This window comes from Actinocrinis sp., from assembly GCF_035605935.1.
In the GTDB taxonomy this organism is placed as follows: Bacteria; Actinomycetota; Actinomycetes; order Streptomycetales; family Catenulisporaceae; genus Actinocrinis.
In genome coordinates, this window is sequence record NZ_DATNGK010000128.1 from 24,905 (window position 1) to 43,349 (window position 18,445).

General features: G+C 68.9%; 18 protein-coding genes. 12 read left to right on the forward strand and 6 right to left on the reverse strand.

Translation table 11 applies throughout. The annotated features are described in order from the left end of the window. Positions 1–46: 46 nt before the first annotated feature. Positions 47–973, forward strand: a complete 927-nt coding sequence (locus tag VN779_RS11005) for a cation diffusion facilitator family transporter (RefSeq protein ID WP_325722372.1) — start codon at positions 47–49, stop codon at positions 971–973. Here the strand turns inward: VN779_RS11005 and VN779_RS11010 are convergent. Next, complete coding sequence (locus VN779_RS11010; RefSeq protein ID WP_325722373.1) at positions 966–2,423, reverse strand: FUSC family protein; 1,458 nt, start codon at positions 2,421–2,423, stop codon at positions 966–968. The two genes, VN779_RS11005 and VN779_RS11010, sit on opposite strands and share 8 nt — an antisense overlap. A 67-nt stretch (positions 2,424–2,490) precedes the next feature. Here VN779_RS11010 and VN779_RS11015 point away from each other — a divergent pair, with 67 nt between their 5' ends. Together VN779_RS11015 and VN779_RS11020 are read left to right on the forward strand one after the other, a co-directional pair. Then, positions 2,491–3,045, forward strand: a complete 555-nt coding sequence (locus VN779_RS11015) for a MarR family winged helix-turn-helix transcriptional regulator (RefSeq protein ID WP_325722374.1) — start codon at positions 2,491–2,493, stop codon at positions 3,043–3,045. A gap of 26 nt (positions 3,046–3,071) precedes the next feature. After that, complete coding sequence (locus tag VN779_RS11020) at positions 3,072–3,497, forward strand: PPOX class F420-dependent oxidoreductase (RefSeq protein ID WP_325722375.1); 426 nt, start codon at positions 3,072–3,074, stop codon at positions 3,495–3,497. A gap of 108 nt (positions 3,498–3,605) precedes the next feature. Here VN779_RS11020 and VN779_RS11025 read toward each other — a convergent pair whose 3' ends face one another. Together VN779_RS11025 and VN779_RS11030 are read right to left on the reverse strand one after the other, a co-directional pair. Continuing rightward, entirely contained in the window at positions 3,606–4,412 is an 807-nt protein-coding gene (locus VN779_RS11025) for a DNA-formamidopyrimidine glycosylase family protein (RefSeq protein WP_325722376.1), read from the reverse strand. 63 nt (positions 4,413–4,475) lie between these two features. After that, complete coding sequence (locus VN779_RS11030) at positions 4,476–4,913, reverse strand: TIGR03668 family PPOX class F420-dependent oxidoreductase (RefSeq protein ID WP_325722377.1); 438 nt, start codon at positions 4,911–4,913, stop codon at positions 4,476–4,478. Between the two features lie 113 nt (positions 4,914–5,026). Here VN779_RS11030 and VN779_RS11035 point away from each other — a divergent pair, with 113 nt between their 5' ends. The 3 genes from VN779_RS11035 (at position 5,027) to VN779_RS11045 (ending at position 7,020) form a co-directional block, all read left to right on the forward strand. Then, positions 5,027–5,296 (forward strand): DUF1876 domain-containing protein, encoded by a 270-nt coding sequence (locus VN779_RS11035; protein ID WP_325722378.1) that lies wholly within the window; start codon positions 5,027–5,029, stop codon positions 5,294–5,296. A gap of 24 nt (positions 5,297–5,320) precedes the next feature. Further along, positions 5,321–5,851: a universal stress protein gene (locus VN779_RS11040; RefSeq protein WP_325722379.1), complete on the forward strand. Its 531-nt coding sequence runs from the start codon at positions 5,321–5,323 to the stop codon at positions 5,849–5,851. Positions 5,852–6,129: 278 nt separating this feature from the next. Further along, positions 6,130–7,020, forward strand: coding sequence for a hypothetical protein (locus tag VN779_RS11045; RefSeq protein ID WP_325722380.1), 891 nt, complete (start codon positions 6,130–6,132; stop codon positions 7,018–7,020). Positions 7,021–7,038: 18 nt separating this feature from the next. On the opposite strand, the gene VN779_RS11050 is transcribed toward VN779_RS11045, so the two are convergent. Continuing rightward, entirely contained in the window at positions 7,039–8,241 is a 1,203-nt protein-coding gene (locus VN779_RS11050; protein WP_325722381.1) for an ROK family transcriptional regulator, read from the reverse strand. Positions 8,242–8,366: 125 nt separating this feature from the next. Here VN779_RS11050 and VN779_RS11055 point away from each other — a divergent pair, with 125 nt between their 5' ends. The 6 genes from VN779_RS11055 to VN779_RS11080 all read left to right on the forward strand — a co-directional run bounded on the left by VN779_RS11055 (position 8,367) and on the right by VN779_RS11080 (position 14,458). Next, positions 8,367–9,533 carry a Gfo/Idh/MocA family oxidoreductase gene (locus VN779_RS11055; protein WP_325722382.1) on the forward strand — a complete coding sequence of 389 codons (1,167 nt, stop codon included), beginning with the start codon at positions 8,367–8,369 and terminating at the stop codon, positions 9,531–9,533. Further along, positions 9,530–10,450 (forward strand): sugar phosphate isomerase/epimerase, encoded by a 921-nt coding sequence (locus VN779_RS11060; RefSeq protein WP_325722383.1) that lies wholly within the window; start codon positions 9,530–9,532, stop codon positions 10,448–10,450. The genes VN779_RS11055 and VN779_RS11060 overlap by 4 nt, the downstream gene beginning before the upstream one ends. A gap of 62 nt (positions 10,451–10,512) precedes the next feature. Next, positions 10,513–11,280, forward strand: a complete 768-nt coding sequence (locus tag VN779_RS11065) for a sugar phosphate isomerase/epimerase (protein ID WP_325722384.1) — start codon at positions 10,513–10,515, stop codon at positions 11,278–11,280. Continuing rightward, on the forward strand, positions 11,277–12,380 hold the full coding sequence (locus VN779_RS11070; protein WP_325722385.1) for a Gfo/Idh/MocA family oxidoreductase: 1,104 nt from the start codon (positions 11,277–11,279) through the stop codon (positions 12,378–12,380). The genes VN779_RS11065 and VN779_RS11070 overlap by 4 nt, the downstream gene beginning before the upstream one ends. 57 nt (positions 12,381–12,437) lie before the next feature. Next, entirely contained in the window at positions 12,438–13,742 is a 1,305-nt protein-coding gene (locus tag VN779_RS11075) for a D-arabinono-1,4-lactone oxidase (RefSeq protein ID WP_325722386.1), read from the forward strand. A gap of 149 nt (positions 13,743–13,891) precedes the next feature. Next, positions 13,892–14,458: a YceI family protein gene (locus VN779_RS11080; protein WP_325722387.1), complete on the forward strand. Its 567-nt coding sequence runs from the start codon at positions 13,892–13,894 to the stop codon at positions 14,456–14,458. An 82-nt stretch (positions 14,459–14,540) separates the two neighbouring features. Here the strand turns inward: VN779_RS11080 and VN779_RS11085 are convergent, their stop codons facing one another. Both VN779_RS11085 and VN779_RS11090 read right to left on the reverse strand, forming a co-directional pair. Continuing rightward, on the reverse strand, positions 14,541–16,415 hold the full coding sequence (locus VN779_RS11085) for a serine/threonine protein kinase (RefSeq protein WP_325722388.1): 1,875 nt from the start codon (positions 16,413–16,415) through the stop codon (positions 14,541–14,543). Positions 16,416–16,636: 221 nt separating this feature from the next. Continuing rightward, a complete protein-coding gene (locus tag VN779_RS11090) occupies positions 16,637–18,367 on the reverse strand; it encodes a glycerol-3-phosphate dehydrogenase/oxidase (protein WP_325722389.1) in 1,731 nt (576 codons plus the stop codon). Between the last annotated feature and the right edge of the window lie 78 nt (positions 18,368–18,445).

The window sequence follows — 18,445 nt, forward strand, 5'->3', positions numbered from 1 at the left end:
ATCAACTCACTGATGAGACCGGACGACGGCAGGGTGACATTCGGCGATGAGTAGCGCTGGCGGCAGCAAGGCGATCGTGGCCGCGCTGGGCTCGAACCTGGCGATCGCGGTGTCGAAACTCGTCGCTTTCGGGTTCAGCGGCTCCTCCTCGATGCTCGCCGAGGGGATCCACTCGATCGCCGACTCGGGCAACCAGGTGCTGCTGCTGGTCGGCGGCAAGCGGGCGAGTCGTGAGGCGACCGACCAGCATCCGTTCGGCTACGGCCGGGAGCGGTACGTGTACGGCTTCCTGGTCTCAATCGTGCTGTTCAGCCTCGGCGGCTTGTTCGCGGTGTATGAGGGTGTGGAGAAGATCAGCCATCCGCATCCACTGGAGAACTGGGCCTGGCCGGTGGGCGTGCTGCTGTTCGCCATGATCGCGGAAGGGTTCTCGTTCCGCACCGCGATCGCCGAGTCGAATCACGAGCGCGGCGAGCAGAGCTGGCCGCAGTTCGTGCGGCATGCGAAGGCGCCGGAGCTGCCGGTGGTGCTGCTTGAGGACTTCGGCGCGCTGATCGGTCTGGTACTGGCGTTCTTCGGTGTGCTGCTGACTCTGGCGACGCACAGCGGCGTCTGGGACGGGATCGCCACGCTCGCGATCGGCTTGCTGCTCGGCACGGCCGCGGCGGTGCTCGGCATCGAGACCAAGAGCCTGCTGCTCGGCGAGGGCGCGAGCGCGCAGGACTTGCAGCGGATCCGCGCGGCGCTGGTCGACGGCGCGGTGGTCAACTCGGTAATCCACATGCGCACGATGCACCTGGGCCCGGACGAGCTGCTGGTCGCGGCGAAGATCGCGGTCGACCACGACGACACCGCGCTGGAGGTGGCGCGGGCGATCGACGCGGCAGAGCGCCGGGTGCGCGAGGCGGTCCCGATCGCCCGGGTGATCTATTTGGAGCCGGACATCCGGCGGACGCCCAAAGAAGTCAGCTGACTGATACTGGCGTCGGTTCGGGCCGAGGTGACGGCGGGCGGTAGGTCGCGAGCACATCTCGGGCCGTCCCGAGGTTGCGCCGGATCTCCTCCACCAGGTTTTTCGCCGAGCGTTCCGGTCGGGCGTCAGGTGGTGTGTCAGTGCTGCGGACGAGGAGCCGTACCGGCTCGGCGCAATGCTGTACCGCATCGATTGCGTCAGCGAGCTGGCTGAATCGTCCGCGTTGCATAAGACGGATATGGCGCGCAGCAACGCGGTACGCCCGCGGCGGCGTAGCAACCTGTTGGACTTGGTTCAGATTCCACTCGAAGCGGGCGCCTAGCGCGTGAAGGGCTGAATGGTCTGCTGGGTCATTCCGCAGTGCGGTAAGAAGCTCCCCGAGCGTGACCAACGCGTCGCCGACGCGTCGCCGCACGACGTCTGTCGTCCGCACCGGCAGCACGAACCAGGAGACCGCGATCGCGATCGCCGTCCCGACCAAGATCTCCTCCAACCTGGTGGCCAGCAGACTGAGATGGACCTCGCCGAAGTACCCCTGCAGCAGCGCGAGCACTGAGGTGACGCAGCCGGCCCAGTAGGCGTAGCTGAACGAGCGCAGCCAGTTCGCGACTGCAAGTACCACGAAGATCAGCGCGATCGAGCGGTTGTCGTGCGGGCCGAAGAGGTGGGCGAGCAGCGTAGCCACGATCGTGCCGCCAGCCGCGCCGGCGAGGCGCAGCAGGCTCTTGTAGACGACGTCGCCGCGGCCGCGGTTTGCGCTACATACGACAAACGCGGTGATGACAGTCCAGGCCCAGCGTGGCGTGAATCCCCAGCGTCCGATGATGAAGGCCGCACCGAGTACCAGGCCCATCTGCACGGCCATGCGCGTGCTGGCGGGGACGGCCGTCTTAGTACGCTGTGATTCGCCATGGTGGGTGGCGGCGGGCTGCTCGCGCAGAAAGCCGATTCGCTGCGCGGCGAGTTGCATGACGGAGACGCTCAGGAAGGCGATCAGGGCGATGACCGCTGACCAGCCGGTCGCGCCGTGTCCCGGAGGCATGGGGATCGGCGTGACCAAAATCGCAACGAAGGGCAGCGCGAGGAGCGTGCCCGCTTTTGTGGCCCGCTGCCCGAACCTGCGCAACCAGATCGACAGGCTGACAGCGAGCGCGAAGAGCGCGTCACCGAAGTTCGGGTGATGCAGCATCAGGTTGCCGATCTCGCTCGCGGCGACCGCGATCAGCGGCAGCACGACCAGGCCGATCAGCCGTCCGCGCAGGTCGGCGCCGCGCTGTGTGCGGGCCAGGGTCAGTGCGAGGACGACTGCGATCAGCGGCGCGTCCACGTTCAGGTGCGCGGCGTTTTCCAGCAGCAGGCCGGAACCGAAGCTCAGCAGGACGGCGGCGGTCGCGACGATCGCGGCCCGCAACTCGGGATCGTGAGCGATCGCGTACGATTTCCTACTCAAGGTGCGCCCCCTCGCGAGCAAGTATCGCCAGCCAGCTGCATGAGATAGTACGTGATAGCTTAGTAATATGGCCAGCGCGAATCCGGACCCCCTGCTGGGGGCCGCGTCTGAGATCCGGCGCGCGGCGAATCGGCTGACCCGGCGGCTGCGTACCGAGCGTTCTGCGGATGCGCTGAGCACTAACAAGCTGGCAGTGCTCAGCCACCTGTACCGCAACGGCCCTACGACGGCGGGCCGGATCGCCGCCGTCGAACACCAGCGTCCGCAGTCGCTCACCCGCGTCTTCGCCGAGCTGGAGCGGGCCGGGCTGATTGTGCGCGCGAGCAGCGCGCAGGACCGCCGACAGTCCGTCCTCGAACTGACGATGACTGGGCTGCGCGCGCTGGCCGACGACATGGCCGAGCGGGACGCCTGGCTGGCCGCCGCGCTGGGCGAGTTGAGTGAGACGGAGCGGCAGGTGCTGCGGATCGCGTCCGGCATCATGGACCGGCTCGCGGAGGCGGAGGTTACCGTGGTGCTGGAGGCGGATCCGGACGCGGAATCGGGGTCAGGGGCGCAGCCGGAGCCGCGGGCCAAGCGGGGCGGCGCCGTGACGGAAAACGGCGGAGGCGAGCTGCAATAGCGGTGCAGATCGGCGAGGCTTGGGTCATGGCGACGATGACACGAGAACAGGCCCTCGACTTCCTGACCACCGGCACTCGCACCGGAAAGCTCGCGACCGCCTCAGCCGTCGGCGCGCCGCATGTCGCACCCGTCTGGTTCGTGCTGGACGGCGACGAGCTGGTCTTCACCACCAACGAGACGACCGTGAAGGGCCGTCACCTGCGGGCCAACCCGCGCGCGGCGCTGACTGTGGACGTCGACGAGTATCCGTATCACTTCGTCTCGGTGCGCGGTGCAGTGTCGCTGAGCGTGGAGCAGGATGACCTGCTGACCTGGGCGACGCGGATCGCCGAGCGTTACGTCCCCGCCGGACGCGCCGAGGAATACGGTCGGCGCAACGGCGTGCCGGGCGAGCTGCTGTGCCGGATGAAGATCGAGCGGATCATCGGGATCAGCGATATCGCGCACTGATTCGGGTCAGGTGCTGTGTCCCGTTGAACTGGACAGGCCAGGTCAACTCTGTTCAGTTCAACGGGACAACTGGCCGATTCGACTGTGTCCGGCTGAACCGGACAGGTGTCAGCTAGCTGCTTCCGGTCCCGGTCCCTTTTGGCAAGTCGGGCACCAGTACGTGACGCGCGCTTCCCCTACCGGCCCCTGCTCCGCAATGCGGATCGTCGTACCGCAGCGCAGGCACGGCTGATGGTCGCGGCCGTATACCCAGTGCGTGCGGCCGCGCCTCATGTCGCCGGTGGTGACGTGCCCGTGGCGAGCCTTATTCGCATCAAGCAGCCGCTGCGCAAGGTCAACCATCCGCCCCGGGTCCGCCACATCTGACACGGGTGTCCAGGGCGTCACGCCGCGCAGAAAGCACAGCTCCGACTTGTACACGTTGCCGATCCCAGCCAAGTTGCGCTGATCGAGCAGCGCCTCACCCACCGCGCGATCCGGTACCGCGAGCAGCCTGCGCACCGCCTCGCCGCGGTCCCAGTCGAGGCCCAACAGATCGGGACCGAGGTGCCCGACCAGCGTGTCTTCACGCGTAGTCGGCACGAGGTCGAGCACCGGCAGCCGGTAACCCACCGCAGTGCGTTCGGCCGCGGCCAGCACCGCGCGGATCTGGTGGGTGGGCCCGCCGCGCCACCGTTCGCCGGTCCGGTAGATCTGCCACGCGCCGTCCATCCGCAGATGGGAGTGCAGGGTCAGGCCGTTGTCGATGCGGAACAGCAGATGCTTTCCGCGCGCGACGACGTCGTCGATGCGGTGTCCGCGCAGGTCGGTCGTCGCCAGCCGGGGCACGCGCAGGTCGGACTGCACCAGCACCTCGCCGGCCAGCGCCTCGCGCAGCCGGTGTGCGGCAAGCCAGATCGTGTCGCCTTCGGGCACATCACCATCATGCCGTCCGCCGATGCTCCGCACCCGCGCGCCCGCCGCCTCGTCGGCGCCCCGCTACATGAGCGCGGGCGGCCCCTCCGCGAACGACCAGCCGGACCACTTGTCCACCGTCACCACGATCACGGGCCCGTCCGGCGGGTTAGTGCGATACCAGGGATAGCGCTCGGCCAATCCGCCGAACACGCCGAAGGACACGTCGTCGGGCTCGACGATGCACGCCGTACCGTCCGCGCGGGCCCACCAGAGCCTGGTCCAGTCATCGTCGTAGCGCTGCGCCAGCAGGCAGACGCGTGGGTTCGCGGCGATGTTCCGTAGCCGCTTGAGATCTTGCGAGCGCTTCGGCTTGCCGTCGATGGCGATGAACACCTTGTCGCCGGAGACCAGGTAGGTGACCGGTACGAGGTGCGGTATGCCGTCCTCGTCAGTCGTCCCGAGCACCGCGACGGGGCTGTCGGCGAACCGTTCACGCGCGTGCTCGGCGGAGAGTCTCATCTTCCGACGCTACGACGCCGACGCGTTGGCCGCCGAACCAGAGCCGGACCCTGGTGTTACCGCGCGGTCGGGTGCACGCTGGATTGGAACCGCAGAAGGTAGGTGAGGCGACGGTGCAGACTTTCGTCGGCTGGCATAGCGAGGTGACCTTCCGCGAGGCCGGGCCGAAGACCCGGGCGACCGCGCTGCTCAAGCTCCCGGACGGCACCGAACTTCGCGCGCACGGGCACGCCAGCAAGCACCCGAACGACCCGATTCAAACCCAGGTGGGCGAGGAACTGGCGGCGGCCCGCGCACTCAACGACCTGGCGCGGCAGCTGTTGGCGCGGGCGAGCCAGCACATCGAGTCGGCCACTCATGTGCCAGCGCACCCGGCGTTGTGAGCCGAACGCCATGAGTGCGGCGCCATGAGCATGGGGACGGCCGCGACCCGGTTCGCCCGGATCGCGGTGGCGTTCGACGACTCGGCCGGAGCCCGCGCCGCGTTGGCCCGCGCCGTCGCCTTGGCGCGCGTACTGCCGGACGCGCGGCTGACCGTCATCGCGATCGACGAGCTGCCGGAGCAGGTGAACGCCTTCGCCCCGGCCGCAACGGGAGGGCCGCGGCGCATCGACCTGGCGGGCCAAACCGGCGAGGACGACGCGAGCGGCAGCGCGGCAGGCACCACCTCAACATCGACCCGGTCCCGCACTGTGCAGCGCGCCGAGGACTGGATGCGAACCGCCGTGGACTATGCGCAGCGGCACGGCGTTCAGCTCGATACCGAGCTGCGGATCGGACACCCGGCCGGCCAGATCCTGATCGCCGCTCGGGCCGCGCGCGCCGACCTGATCGTGATCGGGCACAGCCGGCATCCCGAGCTGCACAATCGGGTCCTCGGCTCGACCGCGGAGCACGTGGCGCGGCACGCGTACTGCTCCGTGCTCATTGCTCACTAAGAGGGCGTCTGATCCCATGTTGGGGTCTCACGTCACGCACTATCAGCGGCGGATTGCCGCAATTGTCGGGTACGGCACAGCGAATCTGCCAAGCGACGGGCCTGGCAAGGCGCCGGAGCATCCGCATACCGGGTCGTCTGTGGATGTTTCGGCAACGCAGCCAGGGTCGTCGATCGGCCGATTCGCCCCCAACATGGGATCAGACGCCCTCTAAGCTCGGCCACAGGTCGCGCGCGGCGAAACCGGCGGCGCAGCGAGAAAAGGCGCAAAGTGGTTGAGTGCTCGACTTGCTGCGCTCGCTGATCGAAGAAATCACGGCTGCTGACGCGCGCCGGTACGCAGTCGCGGACGATGCCGGCTGCGAGATGCACTGCGCGAAGATCATCGAGGATGATGGCCGTTACCTCGCGGTCTACCACAGCACTCTGGGCGACGGCCGCTTCCACGTCGCCCTCGCCACCTCTGCCGATCTGCTCGACTGGCATCGCGAACGCGACTTCGGCTCGAACACCTCGCAGCCGACCATCGCGAACGTGCCCGGCGGCGGCTACCTGGTCGCCTGGGAACAGGAGCCGAAGAACCACATCGCGCTGCGCTACTTCGCCGATCGCGACGCCCTCTTCACCGGACGCCCGCTGCGCGCGTTCGACGCCAAGCGCTCGCTCTCGCGGTGCGCTGAGGGCACGCCGAACATCTACGCCGTGCAGCTGAACCCTGATATCGATCATTCGGTCGTCACGCTCGGCGGCCACTACTGGTGGAAGTGCGACGTGGACCGCCAGCTCAGCGCCACGCTCACCGATTTCAAGCGCTGGAAGGCCGTGCGGGAGCCTGGGTTCGACGAAGCGCTGCTGCGTTTCGGTGTCGGCGGCAACGTCGGCGGACGCGACCCGATCACTTTCTTCGGGCACGCATACGCGGTGATCGAGGCGCAACACGCGAAGGGCGACTTCGGGTCGTGGCGCACATATGTCTACGACTATGACGCCCGCGAAGCGCATCCGACGAAGATCCGCACCGACGCCGGCAGTACCGCGTTCGCCAATCCGCATGTCACGGCCCTGACTGCGCCGGACGGTAACCGCGCCCTCGCAGTGAGCCTGTTTCTGCCGGGGGAAGGCGCCGCCAAAGGTGAGAGCGGGCAGTTGATCTACTACCGCACCTACTGAGCAGCGGCGAATCAGTGCTCAGTGAACCGGCTGCGCCAGCAGCTTCTCGATGCCATCCGGAGAAAGCAGGTGCCGCGCGGCCATGCGTGCCGCGCCCTCGACGCCCGCGCGTTCGCCAAGAGCCGAGGTCTCGATGGCGAGGGACCGCGTCGCGAGCGGCAGCGCCCTGCGATACACCACGCCGCGGATGTCGGCCAGCAGATCCTCGTGCAGTTGCGCGATGCTGCCGCCGATCACGATCGCGTCCGGGTTGTGGAAGCTGACCAAGGAGGCCAGTACTTCGCCGATCTGCTGACCGGCCAGTCGAACGCGGCGGCGCGCCACCGGGTTGCCTTCCGAGACCAAGCGCACCACATCGCGTCCGCCCTTGGCGGCGAGTCCGGCTTCGCGCAGCGCCTGCGCGATTGCCGCGCCTGACGCCACCGCCTCGACGCAGCCAGTGTTGCCGCAGTGGCAGAGCACTTCTTCGTGCCCCGGCAGCGGAATGTGCCCTATGTCTCCGGCCGCGCCGGCGGCCCCGCGGTGCAGCGTGCCGTTGGAGATGATGCCGCAGCCGATTCCGGTGCCCACCTTGATGTAGAGCAGGTGCTTGCTATCGCGGCGGTGGCTGTACTCGCCGAAGGCCATCATGTTGACGTCGTTGTCGACGAGCACTGTGACGCTCGCTTCGTCGTGCTGTCTGAACCCTTGCTCATGGAAAAACGCCGGGATGCGGTAGCCGTCCCAGCCTTGCATGATCGGCGGCCGGATGACGGTGCCGGTCTCATGCTCGACCGGTCCGGGCACGCCGATGCTGAACGCGCGCAGGTGCGCCCGCGGCCGGTCGCTGCGCGCCAGCAGCTCACCGGTCAACTCGTGAACTGCCGTGAGGATGGTCTGCGGGCCCTCGTTGATGTCGATCTCGCGCACCGCCTCCGCGAGCGGCGCTCCGCCGAGCGTGGTCAGCGCGAGCCGGCAGTGCGTCGCGCCCAGGTCGACGGCGCAGATCAGCACGTCGGGAGCGAGCTGGAGCGCGAGCGGCGGGCGGCCGCGCTCGGTGACCACCGGCTCGGTTTCGACGAGCAGACCCCGCGCTACGAGCAGATCGACGCGCTGCGCCACCGCCGCCCTGGACAGGCCGGTGGCCTGTGCGAGCTGACTGCGCCGCGTCGCGGTCCCGTCGGCCACGAGGCAGGCCAGTTCGCTGAGCGCGGCGAGATGCCGACCGCCGAGACTGCTCATAAGGCTCCTGATACCGCTGGCCGAGGCCATCACCCCGGCCTTTATGACAGAACTTAGCGTAAATCCTGCCATTGTCAACGTAAAGAGGCGGGATTAACGTACGGGTGAGCCGAATGGAGGTCGCGATGATCGAGGCACCGCTGCGCGTGGCGATCGCCGGCGCAGGCATGGTCGCCAGGCTGCACCTGGACGCCGCCCGGCGGGCGGGTGCGCGCGTGGTCGGCGTTTGCGCCTCGACACCCGAGCGCGGGAAAGCGGCGGCCGAGCGCTTCGGCCTCGAGCGCTCCTTCGATTCGGCCGAGGAACTGGTGACCGGCGACGCGGCGGATGTCGTGCACATCTGCACGCCAAACGCCTCGCACTTCCGGCTGGCTGAGCTCGCGCTGCGCGCGGGCAAGCACGTGGTCTGCGAAAAGCCGCTCGCGACGACCGGCGGCGAAGCGGATGCGCTGGTCGAGCTGGCGCGTGGCAGTGGCCTGATCGCCGCGGTTCCCTTCGTCTACCGCTACCACCCGATGGCCGCCGAGGCACGCGCCCGCGTGCACGGCGGGTTCGTCGGCGACGTACGGCTCATCCACGGCCACTACCTCCAGGACTGGCTTTCCGAACCCGGCGACAACAACTGGCGGGTCGATCCGCGGCAGGGCGGCGCGTCGCGGGCGTTCGCGGACATCGGTTCGCACTGGTGCGACCTCGTCGAGTGGATCAGCGGGCACCGGATCAGTGCGCTGATCGCCGAGGCACAGACGGTGCTTCCGGTGCGCTACGGCTCCGGCCGGGAGACCTTCACCGGACCCGACGCAGGGGCGGGTCACGGCGAAGCGGGCGGCGGCACTGAAGTGACCACGGAGGACGCGGTCCAGGTGCTCTTCCGCACCGACCGCGGCGCCTCAGGCACGTTGACCGTCTCGCAGGTCTCGCCGGGCCGCAAGAATCGGCTGTGGTTGGAGATCGACGGCGCCGGGGCCTCTCTCGCCTTCGATCAGGAAAACCCTGAGTCGCTGTTCGCGGGATCACGCGCGGGCAACGCCCGGCTGCTGCGCGATTCCGCGCTGCTCTCCCCCGAGGCCGCGCGTCTCAGCGTGCTGCCTCCCGGCCATCCGATGGGTTACGCCGACTGCTTCGCCGGCTTTGTCGCCGACGTGTACGCCGCTATCCGGGCCGAATCGTCGACCGGCCAGGATAGCGCGCCCGCGTTCCCGACCTTCGGCGACGCCGCCCGAACCGTCCGTCTGACCGAGGCGGTACTGCGCTCCGCCCGGTCCCGCTCCTGGATCGAGGTGCCCCGATGAAGCTGGGTTTTCTCACCGCCTGCCTGCCACAGCTGCCGCTCGCGCAGATCGCCGAATGGGCCGCCGAGCACGGCTACGAGGCGCTGGAGGTCGCCACCTGGCCGTCCACCGGGTCGCGGGACTTCGAGGCGAGCCATATCGACGTCTCCTCCTTCGACAAGGGTGACGCCGAGCGAGTCAGGGCCCTGTTCGACCAGCACGGCCTCGAGATCTCCGCCCTCGCCTACTACGAGAACAACCTGCATCCGCACGAGCGCCGCCGCTTGCAGATCGCAGACCACGTACGCCGCAATGTCGACGCCGCGCAACTGCTCGGCGTGCCTTACGTCGGCACGTTCATCGGCCGCGATCCGAGCCTGTCGGTGAAGGACAACATCGCGCTGGCCGAGCGGATACTGCCGCCGCTGGTCGAGTACGCCGGGGAGCGCGGGGTCAAGCTCATCATCGAGAACTGCGTCATGGAGGGCTGGCACCCGGATGGCTATCCCGGGAACCTCGCCTACGCGCCGGAGCTGTGGGAGTGGATGTTCTCGCTCGGCTTCTACCTCAACTACGACCCCTCACATCTGCTGTGGCTCGGCATCGACCCGGTCGAGGCGCTTCGCCCCTACGTCGACCGGATTCCGCACGCGCAGGCCAAAGACGCGCAGATCGATCCGCGCGCCCGGGTGCGTTACGGCTTCTTCGGCAAGAGCTTGAGCCGCGAGAACCCGTGGGACGTCGGATGGTGGCGATACCGCGTGCCGGGCCTCGGCGACGTGGACTGGCGGGCCGTGGTCGACACGCTGTACGAGGGCGGATTCACCGGAACCCTCTCGGTCGAGCACGAGGACCCGGTATGGGGCGGCGACGAGACCCGGGTGAAGCAGGGACTTGAGATCGCGCATCGCACGCTGCGACCGCTGATCGTCGGCTGATCTGCGCAGCACCGGCACACCGAGGAACGACGACTACGAAGACAGAAGCAATGGGAGGGAACGTGTCGAAACCGATCAGCGTGCAGCTCTACAGCGTGCGCGAGAGCATGGCCGAGGACCGAGACGCCACGCTGCGTCGCATCGCAGGCCTCGGATATCGGGCGGTCGAGCCGTACAGTCCGGCCGACGATCCGAAGGGGTTCAAGGCGCTGGCCGACGAGCTGGGCCTGACCATCTCCGGCACGCACGCGGGCGGCCTGGTGCGCGATCCCGAGCCGGGCCCGACCTTTGAAGCGGTAGCGCAGCTCGGCACGCCGCTGGCGATCGTTCCGGCCGGCATCCCGGAGGCCGAGTTCACCACGCGCGACGGCATCGCCCGAGCGGCCGATCTGCTTAACGGACTAGCGCAGCAGGCGGCGGCGTACGGCTTGACCCTCGGCTACCACAACCACTGGTGGGAGTTCGAGCCGAAGATCGACGGCGTGCACGCGCTCGAGGTGCTCGCCGAGCGGCTGAGCCCGCAGGTTGTCCTGGAGATCGACACCTACTGGGCCGCGGTCGCCGGGGCGCAGGTGCCGCAGCTGCTTGAGCGGCTCGGCGATCGCGTCGTCGCGCTGCACGTGAAGGACGGTCCGATCGCCAAGGACGAGCCACACACGGCGGTCGGCGCCGGGGCGATGCCGGTCCCGGACATCCTCGCCGCGCGGCCAGAGGCCTGGCGGGTCGTGGAACTGGATAGCTGCGCGGGCGACATCTTCGAGGCGCTGGCCGCGAGCCACGCGTACCTGACCGGTCTTGCAGGCGGCGCAGCGGAAGGCGGGGTGGCATGACCGGCGGGCCCGTTGGCGTCGCGATCATCGGCGCCGGAGTGATCAGCTCGGAGTATCTCAGGAATCTGACCGCCTTCCCGGACGTGCGGGTCCTGGCGATCGGGGACCTCGACGTCGAGCGCGCGGCCGCTGTCGCCGCGCGCAACGGCGTGCCGGCTTCGGGGGATCTGGAGACCGTGCTGGCCATCCCCGAGGTGGAACTGGTGGTCAACCTGACCACCCCGGCCGCGCACATATCGGTCGCGCTCGCCGCGGTGCGAGCCGGAAAGCATGTGTACGGAGAGAAGCCGCTGACCCTCGACCCGGCCAGCGGCGAGAAGCTGCTCGCCGAAGCGCAGGCGGCCGGCCTTCGGGTCGGCAACGCCCCGGACACGTTCCTGGGCGCGGGCCTGCAATCCTCGCTGCGCGCGCTGCGCTCCGGAGTCATCGGGCAGCCGGTCGCGGTGACCACCGTGATCCAGAACCCGGGCCCGGAGTCCTGGCACCCGAACCCCGAGTTCCTGTTCCAGATCGGCGCGGGCCCGCTGTACGACATCGGCCCCTACTATCTGACCGCGCTCACCGCGCTGCTCGGTCCGGCCACGCGCGTGGCGGCGACGGCCCGGCAGGCGCGGGCGCAGCGGGTGATCGGATCGGGGCCGCGCGCCGGCACGGTGTTCGCGGTCGAAGTCCCGACCCACGTCACGGCGCTGATCGACCTGGCCAGCGGGGCCGCGGCCGCCTCGACGTTCAGTTTCGACTCGCCGCTGCAGCGCCGGATGATCGAGATCACCGGGACGGAGGGCACGCTCTCGGTACCGGACCCGAACACCTTCGAGGGCCCGCTGCTGGTGCGCGGTCCGAAGGACGAGGACTGGCGCGAGCTGCCGGTCTCCGGCCCGGTGGCGGGACGCGGACTCGGCGTGCTGGACATGGCGCGGGCACTGCGATCCGGCGCGCCGCACCGTGCCTCCGGGCAATTGGCGCAGCACGTGCTCGAGACGATGGCCGCGATCGCGGACTCCGCGGAAAGCGGCGAGTTCCGCGATGTGGAGAGCAGCGCGCCGATCCCGGAGGAACTGCCGCAGGACTGGGATCCGTACGCGGGTACGCTGAGCTGACGATCGCCAGGCGATCGGACGCCAGCACAGCCGCGCGGAACAGGAGCCGGACACGCAATGCCAGGTGACAACAGCCTGACGAACTGGGCCGGGAACATCGCCTTCGCCGCGGCCCGGGTGCACCGACCGGATTCGATCGGCGAGCTGCGCAAGATCGTCTCGGCCAGCCGGAAGGTGCGCGCGCTCGGCACCGGGCACTGTTTCAACCACATCGCGGACACGCCGGAGGATCTGGTCGCGGTCGGCGGCCTGCCGGACGTCATCGAGATCGACACGGCGGCCGGCACCGCCTCGGTCTCGGCGGGGCTGCGGTACGCCGAGGTCGCCGAGCAGCTGCACCGCGCCGGTTTCGCGCTGCCGAACCTGGCCTCGCTCCCGCATATCTCGATCGCGGGAGCCTGTGCGACCGGCACGCACGGTTCCGGCGACCGCAACGGCGGGCTCGCCACGGCAGTCAGCGCGCTGCGGTTCGTCACAGCGGACGGCGACCTCGCGCAGCTGAGCCGCCGCGACGACCCGGAGCGCTTCCCCGGCGCGGTGGTCAACCTCGGCGCGCTCGGCATCGTGACCAACGTGACGTTGGACCTGGTGCCCGCGTTCGACGTCGCGCAGTACGTCTACCTCGGCCTGGGGCTTGAGCGGCTCGCCGCCGAATTCGCGACGGTGTCAGGAGCCGCATACAGCGTCAGCGTGTTCACGAAGTGGGCCGGAGGCGAAGGCGCGGTCTGGCTGAAGCAGCACCTGGGGTCGGGAACGACCGCGGCGCACCGCGCGGAGGGGAACGCCGGGAGCGGGCCGGCCGAATCGCAGTGGCTCGGCGCGCGCCTAGCTACGACGCAGCAGCATCCGATTCCGCAGATGCCGGCCGGCTTCTGCACGCAGCAAGGCGGCATCCCAGGGCCGTGGCACGAGCGGCTGCCGCACTTCCGTCCCGAGTTCACGCCGAGCGCGGGCGAGGAGCTTCAGACTGAGTTCCTCCTCCCGCGCGAGCAGGCCGCGGCGGCGATCGGCGCACTGCTCGCGCTCGGCGACCGGATCGCGCCGGTGCTTCAGGTCTCGGAGATCCGCACCGTGGCGGCCGACGATCTGTGGCTCAGCCCCGCGTATGGCCGCGATAGCGTGGCGTTCCACTTCACCTGGGTTAAGGACGCGGAGGCAGTCACGCCGGTGATCGGTGCGATCGAGGAGGCGCTGCTCCCGCTGGGCGCGCGTCCGCATTGGGGGAAGGTCTTCACCATGCAGCCTGCGCGGGTCGTGCAGCGGTACGAGCGCGCTGAGGACTTCCGGCGGTTGATGGACGAGTTCGATCCGGTCGGCAAGTTCCGCAACGCGTACGTCGAGGACCTGTTCCCGACGTCCTGAGCGCGCCCGCTGCGCCGGCCGGCCCTGTGGTCCTCCTTTCGATTATTCTTCGGCCGTCTTCCGGCAAGATGGTTGAAAACTTGATTAGTTTGGCGTAAGGTCGTCTCCGACACAGAAAGTTGAAAGTTGAACTTACTCGGAGGCGAGCTATGAGTACCAGCACCGCGCAGATCCCCGGTTACAAGGCGGGCACCTGGACCATCGACCCGGTGCACTCGGACGTGTCGTTCACGGTGCGGCACATGGTGGTCAGCAAGGTGCGCGGCTTCTTCCGCAAGTTCGAGGGCACGCTGGTGACCGGCGAGAGCCCGGAGCAGAGCTCGGTCACCGCCACCATCTACCTCGACTCGATCGACACCAACCAGGAGCAGCGCGACGCGCACATCCGGTCGGCCGACTTCTTCGAGGTCGACACCTACCCGACGATGACCTACCAGTCCACCGGCGTGCGCGCGGACGGCGGCGACTGGGTCCTGGACGGCGAGCTGACCCTCAAGGGCATCACCAAGCAGGTCCCGCTCAAGCTTGAGCTCAACGGCTTCGGCCCGGACGCCTACGGCGGCTACCGCGCCGGCTTCTCCGCGAAGGCCGAGATCGACCGCAAGGACTTCAACGTCAACTTCCACGCGACGCTGGAGACCGGCGGCCTGGTCGTCAGCGACAAGGTCACCATCGCCCTGGAGATCGAGGCGATCCTGGACAAGGCCGAGGGCTAGGGCGCGCGAGCCGGGCGCACGACGCCTGGCACAAAGCCTCCCGAAGCGGTGACGCTTCGGGAGGCGCTGTTTTAGCGGCTGATCAGGCTCCGCGGATCGACCACTCGTTGTTGGTGTTGCCGTTCGGGTGCCACAGGATGGTGTTCGAGCCGACCTGATTGCTGCCGCCGCCGTCCAGTGCGGTGCGGGTGGCGCGGTTGATGATCTGGTAGCGGCCGCCGCCGACATTGTTGAACCACCACAACTGGTCGTCGCTGCCGCTCCACGGAGACTGCGTCGCGGTAGCTCCATCGGAGCTGTTTCCGCCGCTGTCGACGACCATGCCGTTCGTCCGATTGACGATGCGGTAGTAGCCGTTGCCGGCGCTGACGATCTCCCATTGCACGTTCCCGCTGGAGCTGGGGGCCCACTGCTTGAGTCGGGACCAGGCCGGGACGCTGCCGCCGCTGTCCATGAACAGTCCGCTGGTGGCGTTGACGATATCGACCCAGCCGTTCGCGATTCCACCGCCACCGCCGCCCCCTCCCCCACCGCCGCGCTGGCTTGGCGAGGGACTCGGCACCGGCGGACCCGCGGTAGGCGACTGCCCCGGCTGCGGGCCCGATGACGGCGAAGCGGCACTTGACGGCGATGCGCCCTTGGACGCGGACGAACTAGCGCTCGCCGAGGCCGTCGCCGTCGCTGAGGCTGTGCCGGACGGCGGGGCCGTGCCGAACGCGCCGCCGTCGTTGAGCGCGGCGAGCGTGCTCAACGGCTGTTGCGTGGGCACTGCCACGAAGGTGCCCTTGACCGGCGGGGCGGAACCGATGGACGAGAACAGCCAGGTCGCCGCGAATGCGAGCACGATGACGACCACGACGGCCGCGAGCTCCGTGCGCCGCGGCGCGGTGAACACCCGGGACGTACCCACCCCGCCCGCGCCGTCAGCTCCTGCGCCGACGATCCGCACGAGCGTCGTGCTCGGTGGGAGCGCGGACTGTGCCAGCACCAGTTCCGTGGACTGTACCGGCTCGAACGCCTGGGTACGCTCAGAGGGCTGAGTCAGCAGCGGCGGCGGTCCGGCCGGGTCCTCGTCGCGCACCACCCACTGCGGCGTGGCCTCCACCGTGGGAGCGATCTCGCGCAGCAGGCTGGCCAGGTTGTCCGCGGTCGGCCGGTGCTGCGGGTGCTTGTCCAGGCAGGCCGCGATCAGCAGCCACATCGGGTCCGGCAGGCCGGCGATGCGCGGCGGCGGGACTTCGGCGCGCAGCAGCTGTACTTCTGCAGGGGTCCCCGTGAACGGCGGACGCCCGGTCAGCGCCTCGTACAGCAGCACGCCGACCGCGTACACATCCGCGGCGGGAGTGCTGATGCACCCGACCCCGATCTCAGGGGCCTGGTACTCGATCGGCATCGCGGCGTAGAACGGCTGGCCGACCGCGTCCTCCAGGGCGGTGACCCCGGCGCACGCCGCCAGTCGCGCGACGCCGAAATCGGTCAGCCCGACCCGCAGCGAACCGGCCTCGTCCTGCAGCGGTTCGAGCAGCACGTTGCCCGGCTTGATCCCGCCGTGCGCCACCTCGACGGCGTGCGCGGCGGCCAGCGCGTCACACAGCTGCGCGACCAGCATCGCCGCGTGCGCGGGCGCCAGTGTGCCCATCCGCCCCAGCAAGACCCGCAGGTCCTCGCCGGGCACGGGCCGCATCGACAGCGCGACCCGGCCCTCGTGCGCGACAACGTCGTCCACGGCCACGATGTTGGGGTGGCCGAGGCCGCGCACCGATTCCAGCACCGAGCGCAGCGCCGCGATCGCGTCCGCGTTGCCCGTCAGCTCGGGATTGAGGATCTTGATCGCGTACTCGGCTCCGCCTTCCCGATCACGCACCAGCCATACCGCGCCGACCGCACCGGCGCCGAGCTGTCCAAGCAATTCGTAGCGTTCCGCGAGGAACCGCCATTGTGCATCAGTATCCGACAACGCGCCGCTCCCACCCGATGAACCGCCACGCCTGCCGAGCGTGGCACGAACTTCACCGGTTCAGCGCCGCGCGGCCGGGTGGATAAAAAAGCCGGCCGGGTCACCGCGACGCCGGAGCGGTGAATTCGTGCATTCTATGGAAACGTGAGGCACGCTCGGGAAGAGCTGTAGCCAAGTTCTCACAAAAAACGCGGTATCGAGATCAACGCGAAACCGGCAGATCATGCCAACTTCGGAGCTCTGACATCCTCAACCTCGAGGTCAGCGGCGGTACGGCGGGCTTCGTCCGCGGTGGAGTCGTCGGCGCGCTCCTGGGATTCGCGTTCCGCGCGAACCCGGCCCAGGTACCGCTCGACCTCCGCGCGCTCGGTTTCGGCGTCCCAGCCGAGCACCGGCGCGATGAGAGCCGCCACCTCCGGCGCGGCGGACACGCCCCGGTCCCACTCCTCGATGGAAATCCGGGTTCTGCGGGTGAGGACGTCGTCCAGGTGGAGCGCGCCCTCATGTGACGCCGCGTATACGGCTTCCACACGCAGGTAGTCCTCGGCGCCCTCAATCGGCTTGGCCAGACTCGGGTCCGCGGAGATGAGTTCGAGCAGTTCGTCGATACATGACCCGTAGCGGTTCAACAGATGTTCAACGCGTGAGGGGTGCAATCCGGCGCGCTGCGCGATACGGCGGCGTTCGTTCCACAGCGCCGCGAACCCGTCAGCGCCCAGAATCTGCACCTTTTCGGTAACGGATGCGGGTATTGATTGTTCGAAGTCTGCGACGGCGGCGTCCACCGCGTCCTTGGCCATCACCCGGTATGTGGTGTACTTGCCGCCGGTCACGATGACCAGACCGGGGGCCGGTGAATCGACCACGTGTTCCCGGGAGAGCTGAGCGGTTTCCTGTCCTTCGCCCGCGGAAAGCAGCGGTCGAAGACCCGCGTATACGCCCTCGATATCGTCGCGGCCGATCGGCTTGGCGAGCACCGCGTTCACGTGTTCGAGCAGATAGTCGATATCCGCCTTGCTCGCCGCCGGGTGATTGCGGTCGAGGTCCCAATCGGTGTCGGTGGTGCCGATAAGCCAGTGCCGGCCCCATGGAATGACGAACAGCACGCTCTTCTCGGTACGCGCGATCAGGCCGGTGTCCAGGTTAATCCGATCGCGCGGGACGACCAGGTGCACTCCCTTCGCCGCACGCACGGACACATTGCCGCGGGCGTGGGCGAGTTCGTGTACGTCATCGGTCCACACGCCGGTGGCGCTGATGATCCGCTTCGCCCGGACGGTGAACTCGCGGCCGCTCTCCAGATCGCGCACGACCGCGCCGGTGATTCGCTCGCCCTGCTTCACGAATCCGGTGACACGGGTGCGGGTCGCGACGGTGGCGCCGTACTGCGCGGCGGTGCGCGCGAGCATCATGACGTAGCGGGCGTCGTCGACCTGTGCGTCGTAGTACTGAATCGCGCCGACGAGCCCGTCCTTGCGCAGGCCGGGTGCACGGCGCAAGGCGGCGGTTTTGGTCAGATGCCGGTGCCGGGGCAGCGCGCGGGTGCCTCCCGCGGTGCCCATCGTGTCGTAGAGCAGCACGCCGGCGCCGATATAAGCACGCTCCCACAGCCGGTGGCGCAGCGGCAGCAGGAAAGGCACCGGGCGCACCAGGTGCGGCGCGATCCGGTTAAGCAGAATGCTGCGTTCCTTTAATGCCTCGCGTACGAGCCCGAAGTCCCGCTGTTCGAGGTAGCGCAGGCCGCCGTGAATCAGCTTGCTGGAACGGCTTGAGGTGCCCGCGGCCCAGTCGCGGCCCTCGACCAGGGCCACGGAGAGCCCGCGGGAGACCGCGTCCAGCGCGGTTCCGGCGCCGACGATCCCGCCGCCGACCACCAGGACGTCGTACTCTTCCTCAGCCAGTTGCTGCAGGGCGGTCAGCCGGTATTGCGCGCCGAGCGGAGTGGATTGCACCGTGGTCCTCTGCTTTCTCGTTCCGGGTCCCGTTGGCAGTGCTTGTCACAGACGGGTCCGGTGCGTCCCCGCGCGCAG